Genomic DNA, 11,072 nt, shown 5'->3' with positions numbered 1-11,072 from the left:
CCCAGGTCATAAGGGGCATGATGATTTGACGTCATCCCCACCTTCCTCCGGTTTGTCACCGGCAGTCACCTTAGAGTGCCCAACTTAATGCTGGCAACTAAGATCAAGGGTTGCGCTCGTTGCGGGACTTAACCCAACATCTCACGACACGAGCTGACGACAACCATGCACCACCTGTCACTTTGTCCCCGAAGGGGAAAGCCCTATCTCTAGGGTGATCAAAGGATGTCAAGACCTGGTAAGGTTCTTCGCGTTGCTTCGAATTAAACCACATGCTCCACTGCTTGTGCGGGCCCCCGTCAATTCCTTTGAGTTTCAACCTTGCGGTCGTACTCCCCAGGCGGAGTGCTTAATGTGTTAACTTCGGCACTAAGGGCATCGAAACCCCTAACACCTAGCACTCATCGTTTACGGCGTGGACTACCAGGGTATCTAATCCTGTTTGCTCCCCACGCTTTCGCGCCTCAGCGTCAGTTACAGACCAGAGAGTCGCCTTCGCCACTGGTGTTCCTCCACATATCTACGCATTTCACCGCTACACGTGGAATTCCACTCTCCTCTTCTGTACTCAAGTCTCCCAGTTTCCAATGACCCTCCACGGTTGAGCCGTGGGCTTTCACATCAGACTTAAAAGACCGCCTGCGCGCGCTTTACGCCCAATAATTCCGGACAACGCTTGCCACCTACGTATTACCGCGGCTGCTGGCACGTAGTTAGCCGTGGCTTTCTGGTTAGGTACCGTCAAGGTACCGCCCTATTCGAACGATACTTGTTCTTCCCTAACAACAGAGCTTTACGAACCGAAATCCTTCATCACTCACGCGGCGTTGCTCCGTCAGACTTTCGTCCATTGCGGAAGATTCCCTACTGCTGCCTCCCGTAGGAGTCTGGGCCGTGTCTCAGTCCCAGTGTGGCCGATCACCCTCTCAGGTCGGCTACGCATCGTCGCCTTGGTAAGCCGTTACCTTACCAACTAGCTAATGCGCCGCGGGCCCATCCTGTAGTGATAGCCGGAGCCATCTTTTAGTCTAAGACCATGAGGTCTCAGATGTTATCTGGTATTAGCACCGATTTCTCGATGTTATCCCAGTCTACAGGGCAGGTTGCCCACGTGTTACTCACCCGTCCGCCGCTAACTAAATTAAGAGCAAGCTCTTAATTCAGTCCGCTCGACTTGCATGTATTAGGCACGCCGCCAGCGTTCGTCCTGAGCCAGGATCAAACTCTCCATAAAAATGGCAAGCTGATTAGCTCAATTTAAAAATTCAAGGTGAAATTTGCCCTATCGGGTAAATTTCTTTGACGAGATATCATGTATCTCTTTTTCGCTTGGCTTTTGTTCAGTTTTCAAAGAACTCGTTTGTCGCTCATCAGTTGCGACATTCACTATCTTAACATAACATATTGTTCTACGCAACATTTTTTGAAATCTTTTTAACCGCGCAGTTTTAGTTTAAAGCTCGTCGTTATCAGCGACAAGTAATAATATATCACAATGAAAAATTCCGCGCAACTGTTATTTTGTTTTTTTGTCGCTAGATTTATTAATCTATCATATTCCCATCTAACTTACAACATATTTAATCAATTAACAACAAATAAAAATACACATACCTACTTTCTTCAAGTCAATAAATTCATATAATTAAACAAAAAGCCTTTATCACAACTAAATAAAGGCTTCCCTCCTAATCAATCTCTTTACATAACCTTAGCATTACAAATTTTCATAGATCTCAATTAACGATCCATCAGGGTCTCTAAAATGGGCTACTTTAAGCCCCCACCCTACTTGTTCTTTAGGTTGAGTAACGAATTCAACTTTTCCATTTAACTGATTATATGTATCCTCCACACTATCTACCTTAAAAATCAATGCAGCTCGATTCATTTGTTGAACTTCTCTTGAAAACTCAGTACCTACCGCTTCTTCCATTTGCTTTCTTTCAAATACCCCTAACTGAATATCTCCAATTTCAAACTGACCATATAAAGAAGATTCATTTCCCCAAGTCACAGCAAAACCTAAAACATCTCGATAAAACAAAAAGCATTCTTTATAATTATCTACTATTAGTCGGATATGGGTACATTTCATAAACCTTTATTCCTCCTTAAATAGCCAACCTAAATGCTTTAACAATGACTCCATCATTCGCAGGCTCAAAATCATACTGAGGCAACCGTTTAAATCCAAGGCGATTGTATAGCTTGAGGGCACTTTCCATAAAGTCAGCCGTATGCAAACCAATTGCACTATAGCCTTTGATTTTTGTTCGTTCAATACATTCGGTAACTAATGCTAAAGCTACTCCTTTCCCTCTAGCTTCAGGAGATACGGCTAGGAGACGTATTTCAGAGTAGTCAACCTCCTCTACTAATCCTTCATATGCATCTGCTTTTGGAGGGAATAAAGCGACACTCCCAACAATTTGTCCTTCTATTTCAGCAACGATTAATTCTACTCCATCTTGCGTATCTGCCTTTGAAGAAACTGCTTTCTTTAGCGCTTGCCAATGATCATCAGAAATGACTTGCGCATGCTCACTGTAAGCAGCCAATCGTTGGTTACGAATATAGTCTAACTCATTAGCTTTTGCGTCCCTTATTTTCATCATGATTCCTCCTAAGAAATTTATCTTGTAGCTTACTAAAACTTTCCCGATCATGTTTCTCATTATATACATGCAAGTCTGGACCTTTAGGCAAAATCTTCGTGGCACCATTGTTGTGAAAGATTGTAATGGATGTATGATAGTGTTGTTTAATCGCATCAAAATCAGTTGTATCTCCAAATCCAGGAGTTTGATATAAATCACATAAATACCCCCATAAATGGTGAAACTCGCGGATGAGATTTCGATTAGTGTGAAATCGATTGTAGTAGGCAACATCAAAACGAATCAAAGTAGCATATAGGCGAATATCTGTATCAGTGATAAAGTCCCCAAACAAAAATCGTTGATTTGAAAGTCGAGCTTCTAATTGATCCAGTCTAGTAAATAATTGATCATACGCTTGTTCATACATTTCTTGAGAACGAGCGAAACCACATTTGTACACTCCATTGTTAACCTCGTGAAAAATAACTTCATTTAACTGATCAATATTGTTTTGCAAATCCTCAGGGTAAAGATCTGGCGCATCGGCTCTATGAAATGGTGCCCAGACCGTTTCTAAGTAGTTGGTTAATGTAAAATAATCATTATTGACCGCTTTCTTGCTCTTAAGATCAACGATAACAGGGACCGTTGGCCTTCCTTCATAGTGAGGATCTGCATTACGGTACACTTCACTTATGTACTTAATCCCTAATACAGGGTCAATACCATTAGGATCAAGCGAAAATTCCCAATCAACATGTGGCAAGTCAGGACGAAGCGGGCTAGCTGTCCCTAAACTAATGACCTTTTCGAGTCCAAGTAGTTGACGTACAATAACGGAACGATGAGCCCAAGGACACGCTGGTGACCAAAGCAAGCGGTATCTTCCTTTTTCTACCGGTAATTCTCCCCTCTGATTCCCAAACGGAGTTGTAAAACGATTGCTCTGTCGAATGAACGCTCCTTTTTCAGAGAATTCCTTTGTCATTTCACCTTTTCTAATCGTTGAACGTTCGCTATGCTCCTTCACACCCACACCTCTCTTATAAATCATTTTTCTATTCAGATTATATAGTAAATTCCCAAAACATGATAATAAAACACTTCCATAACTCGTTCTTATAATGTGAAATTGATTCTATTACTTAACTCACATAAAGAAGCGATTGCTCATTGTTGATAATTCTTTCATGATCGGTCTACTATTAAAATTTTTAAAATCTATCTTTCTAATTTAAATGATAAATAAAAAGGGGTTGCATTATGGACACAAAAAAAAATAGCTTAAAACCTTTTTTCACTCTCATTTTATCAACAAAAATCCCTAAGCTTGCTCTTACATTCGGCTTAGCAGGGAGTCTCGTTACCACACTTGTCGGTTTAACCATACCACTGTTAACACGAGAAATGGTTGATGGCTTTTCCGTAGATTCGATAAGCATAGTTCTTATTGGATTAATCGCTCTTGTTTTTATTGCCCAAGCATTAATTGATGGCGTTTCTACCTATTTACTTGCATATGTTGGACAATCAATTGTCGCTAGGTTACGTGAGAAAATGTGGTCTAAGCTACTGCGGCTTCCCGTGAATTACTATGATAAGAAAAAAAGCGGGGAATCCGTTAGCCGTGTTGTCAACGATACAGGAATCGTTAAAGATTTAATCTCACAACATTTCCCACAATTTATTACAGGAATCATAACGATAATAGGTGCAGTGATCATTCTATTCATAATGGATTGGAAAATGACATTGTTAATGTTAATATCAGTTCCTGTTACAATGCTTATCATGTTCCCACTCGGTCGCAAAATGGCAAAAATCTCACGCGGATTACAAGATGAAACAGCAGCTTTCACAGGAAGTATTCAGCAAACACTTAGTGAGATTCGTTTAATGAAAGCCTCTAATGCTGAACAATTAGAAGAAACGAAAGGAACGAACGGAATTGATAAACTTTTAACATACGGATTAAAGGAGGCCCGAATCTTTGCCGTGATCGGCCCACTTATCTATCTCGTAATTATGGTTGTCATTGTGATTATTATTGGCTACGGTGGCATTCGGGTCGCTGACGGTTCGATGACAACAGGCTCACTTGTCGCTTTTTTACTTTATTTATTCCAAATCATTTTTCCTATTACTTCATTCGCAATGTTCTTCACCCAACTTCAGAAAGCAAAAGGAGCTACCGAACGGATCATTGCAATTCTTGACTTAGACGTAGAGGAAGGTCAGCAAGGTATAGATATTGATATTACAAATCAACCAATAACTGTAGAAAATGTGTCGTTTGGTTATAACACCGAGGAAGACGTATTAAAAGAAATATCATTTGAAGTAACTCCAGGCCAGATGGTTGCTTTTGCCGGACCAAGTGGTGGTGGGAAAACGACGATGTTTGGCTTACTTGAACGATTTTATGAGCCGACATCAGGAGAAATACGTATTGGTGACATTCCTATCTCAAAATTATCAATGCATACTTGGCGAAGCCAAATTGGTTATGTCTCTCAAGATAGCCCGATGATGGCGGGAACCATTCGCGAAAACCTTTGCTATGGTTTGGAAAACATAGACAATATAACAGATGAAATGCTATGGGATGTAGCAAAGATGGCTTATGCCGATCAATTTATAAGTGAGTTTCCAGAAGGGCTTCATACAGAAGTAGGGGAACGTGGAGTGAAATTATCAGGCGGACAAAGGCAGCGTATCGCTATTGCCCGCGCTTTCTTAAGAAATCCTAAAATACTAATGATGGATGAAGCTACAGCGAGCCTTGACAGTCAATCTGAAGCAATCGTCCAACAAGCTCTAACAAGATTAATGGAAGGAAGAACAACATTTGTAATCGCCCATCGTTTGTCTACGATTGTACATGCAGATAAAATTATCTTCATTGAAAAAGGACAAATTACAGGAATAGGTACACACCACGAGCTTGTTTCATCCCATCTGCTGTACCGCGAATTTGCCGAACAGCAGCTAACATAGTAATGGGTGTGTCTCAAAAGACCAAAAAGATATCTCTTGAGACATACCCTTAATCTATCTAATTAATTTCAGAGCTTAAGCTTCACTATCTATTTCATGAAACTCTTCGGCAATAACCATGGCACTTTGCCAACAAACATATCCTTAATACTTCAAAATTATCCTCAAGAGTCTGTTCCCTTCCTAGCCTGCCTGAAAATCAACTAATATAGTTCTACTATCAATACTTGTTAATTCATTAAAACAAAGATTTCCTAGCTAAACCAATTTTTACTGTTCCTTACCATATGCCCCAACCTTTTCATCCGTTTTATCAGCAAACAACTTGATTAAGAACGGTAATGCAATAAATAAAGCTAATACCCTTGCCATCTGCAAAGTCGCTACCATCGCAGGTTCAATATTTAAGGCTGTAGCTGTCGAAGCCATTTCCGCTGCTCCAGCAGGGACTATACTTAACAAACTAGTAAACCAACCTATCGGTGTTAGAAGATAAAATACGGTTGCCAATGCTAAACTCATTAGAAAATAGATCAATAACGTAATTCCACTGATTAACCCTATGGCTCTAATTTGTTTAAAGGTATCCTTATCAAAACGCATTCCGATAATAGCTCCCATAATCCCTTGAGCGAAACCTGCAATAAAGCCAGGCATCTCAACGGCTGGAAATAGCAGGTGCGCAATGAAACCTAAACCAATGGCAAAAAAAAGAGATGAACCTGGGAAAGTTATCTTTTTACTTAAAATAATTGTTAATACCATAACAACGAAAAGCAAGAAAAGAGCAAGTGCATAATGGTTTAATGCAAGACCACTTTTTTGAAGACCTTGAGAAAAGGTTGGTGCCTGTAATCCTACGACTAAAGGAATAACAAGGACAAACAAGGTAATTCTTGTTGTGTGAAAAGCAGCAACAATTTGCTGATTAGCGCCATATTGTAGGCTTAACCCGATCACTTCTGAAGCCCCGCCTGGAAGACAACAAAAAAACGCCGTATTACTATTTAGGTTTGAATATCTCTTTAAAAACAAACCTAATCCAACTCCGCCAACTAATGTAAGAAATAAAGTAAATAAAAAAGGTGCTAATAACGAATGATAATCCAAAAATTGTTCAGGTCGGAGCATTAGCCCTATCGTTCCACCTATCATCGCTAACGATAATTTAAAGAGATTATTTGGAAGATGGATTTTCACAACAAAGAACGCACTTATAATTCCAGTTAAAATTGAACCAAGAAGCCATCCAGCAGGTATCTGAAGCCACGAGAATAACCCACCTACTGAAACGGCTATCATTAAATAGACAAGTTTCTTGATCACAATAATCGCCTTCTTTAATTTTTAAAAGATACTATAATCGTTAGTTCTCGTAAATAACACTATCTTGAATGAAATGAACTAGCTTATCACCAAATTCTGTCGTTGACAAATCCCCCCAAGATCTGTTGTCATCATCTTTTGTTTAAACGCTTCTTCAACAGCTCTCTCTATTAAACTAGCTGCATGAACAGCACTTTGATGACCGTTTCTATAGCCAAGCCATTCTAGCATCATTTTTGCTGAGAGAATTTCTGCAACAGGGTTAGCTATGTTTCTACCTGCTATATCAGGTGCGGATCCATGAGTAGCTTGCGCGATCAAGAACGAGTCTCCTAAATTTAATCCAGGGGCTAATCCAAGACCACCTACTAAACCTGCCGCCTGATCTGACAAAATATCTCCAAACATATTCGTTGTGACAACCACATCAAAGTCTTCTGGACGTTGAATCAGATGCATCGCAAATGCATCGATATGATAATCATCGATTACGGTATCACTATATTTTTTCCCTACTTTAAGACTACTATCATAAAAGAGACCGCAACCCTTTCTAAGAACATTCATTTTATGAACAATGGTAACCTTTTTCTTTCGACCTTGAGCTAACTCAAATCCAACTCGAGCAAGGCGTTCACTCCCCTTTCGAGTTACAACACGAAAGGATAATACCGTATCAGGATCTGGCATAAACTCTCCAGTGTTAAAGTGCATGTTGCGATCTGCGTACATTCCTTCTGTATTTTCTCTTACAACAACTAAATCCACATCACTAAACTTTGTTTTAACACCCTCATATGTTTTCGTAGGTCTAATATTCGCATAGAGATCAAATCCTTTTCTCAACGCCCCGCTAGGATTGATCATGTTAGGATTTCCTGTATCATAAATGTGAGTCGTTAAAGGTCCTAACAAACCAGCATCACACTCTTTTAACCCTTCTACCGTTTCTTCTGGTAATGTGGCACCATTTGATTGAAAAGATGACAGACCAACTGGATAATATTTAAACTCTATCTCCAGACCATCCACACTTTGCTGGACTGCCTTTAAGACTTTAACCGTTTCCCCTACAATCTCAGGACCAATTCCATCGCCTTCCATTACTCCAATTTGATAGGTTCTCATATATATCTCTCCTAACTTTCTAATAAATTCAATAATTTTCAGATTACCACTTTTTGATAAATAGAATATAGTATACTTTCCTAAAAGGGGGTAGCTTGTATGGATGAAAAAGATTGGTTAATTTTAAAAACAATATATGAAGAAAAAAACATCACAAAAGCTGCTGAGAAACTGTTTATCTCACAACCTGCTCTTACCTACCGACTGAATCATCTTGAAGAAGAGGTCGGTGTTAAAATATTGTGGCGTAATAAAAAAGGGATTAAATTTACTTCTGAAGGTGAATATCTCGTAAAGTATGCTGATGAGATGCTTTATAAACTACAGAAAACGAAGGATCATTTGTTAAATATGAATGAAAATCTAGAAGGCATCATTCGTATTGGTGTTTCAAGTAACTTTGCTAGATATCTCCTTCCTGACATCTTAAAGAATTTTTTAGAGCAATATCACAATGTTCAATTCAGTGTCTTCACAGGCTGGAGTCATAAAATTTTAAAGCATTTAGAACAAGACAATATACACATTGGTATTGTTCGAGGTGATAACCCATGGCATCATAATTCGATTCTATTAAATACAGAAACAATCTGTGTCATTTCAAGTAAACCGATCGATTTGATGCAGTTGCCGTCATTACCAAGAATTACATTTAATACCGACCCTAAACTCCAGCAGATTATTGACAACTGGTGGCATCAACAGTTCTCACAACCTCCGACAATTACGATGGAGATTGATAATATTGAAACTTGTAAGAAGTTAGTTGCAAAAGGGCTAGGTTATGCAATCGTTCCAAGCTTAGGCCTATCAACAATTCCAGATTTAGAAAAGATAGAACTAAATGATAATAAGGGTCAACTACTTCAAAGGAATACATGGCTTTTATACAAAGAGACAGAAGTTGAATTTCCGATAGTAAAAGAGTTTATTAATTCCTTAATTAATTATTCTCAAATACATTCTAATAAATAGACTTGCCCATGGAGAGGTTGACTAAAAAGATTCTCTTTTGAGTCAACCCTATAAGTAATCCACCTAATGGCCGCTACCTGCTGTGTACCAACTGCTATTGTTTCGTTCTCTCCTCATTTTAAAAATTCAATAGATTTTTGGGCCAATTTAAATTCAAATACCAATCACCAAATACAATTAGAAATAGCACCACCAACGCCACTGAAAGTACTGTTCTGAACCAAGTGAAGTTTGACTCTATTTTTAAGAACGTCAGTAAAAACAATGCCGAGGCTACTTTAAAACCAATTATATAAATGCAGAGTAGAAAAGCACCTACCCACCCCATATATTTCAATGCTAATTTTAAGTTTGGATGAAACAATGTACCATCAGGGGTTGCTTGTTTCTTTAATCTGATAAACGTAATAGCTAATTCTAGAGAGAGCAAGATAATTCCAACCGCTGAAATATATAAAGGAAAGAACCTTGCCGCTTCAGCAAATTGTCGAGCTTCAATAAAAGCCCAGATAAAAACAACGAGCATAAAGCCTAAGAAGATAACATTAATTTTTGAACGTGTTAGTCCCATCTCCTAATTCTACCTCCTCTTTTTTATTTCTCTCTCTAGAATTCATAATAATTCCACCCACTAATACAAAAAGAATAATTAATCCGATGATGATAACACCAGGTCTTGTAATCCAGTCAAGGTCATATCTCGTCATCGAAATCCATAAATACCTCTCTGTTGAAGCAGCCAAGACGAAACCAATTAACATAGGAGCTCTTGGCCAATCTAAACGGCTCATAATCCAGCCCAATAGCCCAATTACAACAAATAAGATTAAATCGCCCCAGTTTGTTGTACTCTGATAGGCTCCTAGTAAAATGATAATAAGTAAAAATGGCATCAATTTATTCGCTTGTATAAAACTCAGCTTTGATATTGGTTTGATCAAGAGAATACAAAGTGCCGCCCCTATGACATTTGCGATAATCAATGTCCAAACTATAGATAAAGTCAATGATAATTCAGTAGTCACTAATCTCGGTCCGGCCTGCAATCCCATTAATGTTAATCCCCTAGAAGAATAGCTGTTGTTCCACTTCCAGGAATCCCAAACATCAATGTCGGAATTAAAGCTCCACCCTCTTTTGCATTATTTGAACTTTCAGGAGCAATAACTCCTCGAATATCACCTTTGCCAAAACTCTCATTATTTTTCACCGTTTGTTTAGCTATTCCATATGAGACCCAATCTACTACACTACCGCCGATACCCGGTATAAATCCTAAAATAGCTCCTAAAACCGCACTTCTAAAAACAAGCCATTTGTGCTTTATCGTTTCTACCATTCCACTAAACCAACGGCCTTTAATCTCGGGCTTTTTTGAAATACTTCGATCTTCGGCAAGAAGATCAATAATTACCGGAAAGGCAAACAGCGCGAGAGCAAATACAGCTAGCGGAATCCCACTACTTAAGTACAAACTATCGAAGGTATATCTATATTCCGGAGTAGAAGGTGCACTCCCTATGCTTCCTAGCATTAAACCAATAATCCCGGCAATGACACCTCGAATTGGAAACTTTCCTGCCAATACACCTACCATACTCAGACCAAGTAGTGAGAGCATAAATAATTCAGGGGAACCAAATGCCAAAACGAGTGGCCGGACGATTGGAATGGATAAGAAAAGAGCAACGCCTCCAATTACTCCACCAATCATAGATGCGAAGAATGCCGCACCTAGTGCTTTTGACGATTCACCCTTTTGAGCCATCGGATGCCCATCCATTATCGTTGCCTGTGATCCTGATGAACCCGGCACTCCTAAAAGGACCGATGGAAACGTATCACCAGTATGCAAGACAGCCGCCATTCCTATCAATAAAGCCATTCCTGTAAAGGGATCCATACCGTAAACAAACGGTAGTAAAATCGCCATCCCAACCGTTCCACTCAACCCAGGCATAATTCCTAGAGTTAACCCGATAGCAATCCCTAAAAACATAAACACTAACCTATTTGGATCTAATATCATGAGTAATGCTTCAT

At 39.2% G+C, this 11,072-nt stretch carries 8 protein-coding genes, 1 rRNA gene and 1 pseudogene (1 of these 10 only partly in view); 2 read left to right on the top strand and 8 right to left on the bottom strand.

Features of this window, described 5'->3' with window-relative positions; translation table 11 throughout:
* The 4 genes from BkAM31D_RS07165 to BkAM31D_RS07150 form a co-directional block, all read right to left on the bottom strand.
* Window positions 1–1,234: ribosomal RNA gene (locus BkAM31D_RS07165) — 16S ribosomal RNA — on the bottom strand; it reaches 322 nt to the left of the window's first position.
* A gap of 483 nt (window positions 1,235–1,717) precedes the next feature.
* Window positions 1,718–2,098 (bottom strand): glyoxalase/bleomycin resistance/extradiol dioxygenase family protein, encoded by a 381-nt coding sequence (locus BkAM31D_RS07160; RefSeq protein WP_066159970.1) that lies wholly within the window; start codon window positions 2,096–2,098, stop codon window positions 1,718–1,720.
* A gap of 16 nt (window positions 2,099–2,114) precedes the next feature.
* Complete coding sequence (locus BkAM31D_RS07155; protein WP_066159972.1) at window positions 2,115–2,615, bottom strand: GNAT family N-acetyltransferase; 501 nt, start codon at window positions 2,613–2,615, stop codon at window positions 2,115–2,117.
* On the bottom strand, window positions 2,590–3,591 hold the full coding sequence (locus tag BkAM31D_RS07150) for a glutathione S-transferase family protein (protein ID WP_218017050.1): 1,002 nt from the start codon (window positions 3,589–3,591) through the stop codon (window positions 2,590–2,592). The genes BkAM31D_RS07155 and BkAM31D_RS07150 overlap by 26 nt, the downstream gene beginning before the upstream one ends.
* Window positions 3,592–3,866: 275 nt before the next feature.
* Here BkAM31D_RS07150 and BkAM31D_RS07145 point away from each other — a divergent pair, with 275 nt between their 5' ends.
* Window positions 3,867–5,600: an ABC transporter ATP-binding protein gene (locus BkAM31D_RS07145; protein ID WP_066159978.1), complete on the top strand. Its 1,734-nt coding sequence runs from the start codon at window positions 3,867–3,869 to the stop codon at window positions 5,598–5,600.
* 270 nt (window positions 5,601–5,870) lie between these two features.
* Here the strand turns inward: BkAM31D_RS07145 and BkAM31D_RS07140 are convergent, their stop codons facing one another.
* Together BkAM31D_RS07140 and BkAM31D_RS07135 are read right to left on the bottom strand one after the other, a co-directional pair.
* On the bottom strand, window positions 5,871–6,926 hold the full coding sequence (locus tag BkAM31D_RS07140) for an AbrB family transcriptional regulator (protein WP_066159981.1): 1,056 nt from the start codon (window positions 6,924–6,926) through the stop codon (window positions 5,871–5,873).
* A gap of 78 nt (window positions 6,927–7,004) precedes the next feature.
* Complete coding sequence (locus BkAM31D_RS07135; RefSeq protein WP_085449752.1) at window positions 7,005–8,054, bottom strand: isocitrate/isopropylmalate dehydrogenase family protein; 1,050 nt, start codon at window positions 8,052–8,054, stop codon at window positions 7,005–7,007.
* A 99-nt stretch (window positions 8,055–8,153) separates the two neighbouring features.
* On the opposite strand from BkAM31D_RS07135, the gene BkAM31D_RS07130 reads away from it, so the two are divergent.
* Window positions 8,154–9,029 (top strand): LysR family transcriptional regulator, encoded by an 876-nt coding sequence (locus BkAM31D_RS07130; RefSeq protein WP_066159987.1) that lies wholly within the window; start codon window positions 8,154–8,156, stop codon window positions 9,027–9,029.
* Window positions 9,030–9,147: 118 nt separating this feature from the next.
* Here BkAM31D_RS07130 and BkAM31D_RS07125 read toward each other — a convergent pair whose 3' ends face one another.
* A complete protein-coding gene (locus BkAM31D_RS07125) occupies window positions 9,148–9,600 on the bottom strand; it encodes a tripartite tricarboxylate transporter TctB family protein (RefSeq protein WP_066159990.1) in 453 nt (150 codons plus the stop codon).
* Window positions 9,575–10,989: pseudogene (locus BkAM31D_RS07120) on the bottom strand (tripartite tricarboxylate transporter permease). Before BkAM31D_RS07120 ends, BkAM31D_RS07125 begins: the two are co-directional and overlap by 26 nt.
* Window positions 10,990–11,072: the final 83 nt, after the last annotated feature.

Origin of the sequence: Halalkalibacter krulwichiae (assembly GCF_002109385.1) — a bacterium.
In the GTDB taxonomy this organism is placed as follows: domain Bacteria; phylum Bacillota; class Bacilli; order Bacillales; family Bacillaceae_D; genus Halalkalibacter; species Halalkalibacter krulwichiae.
This window is presented reverse-complemented; position numbering and strand designations above follow the sequence as displayed.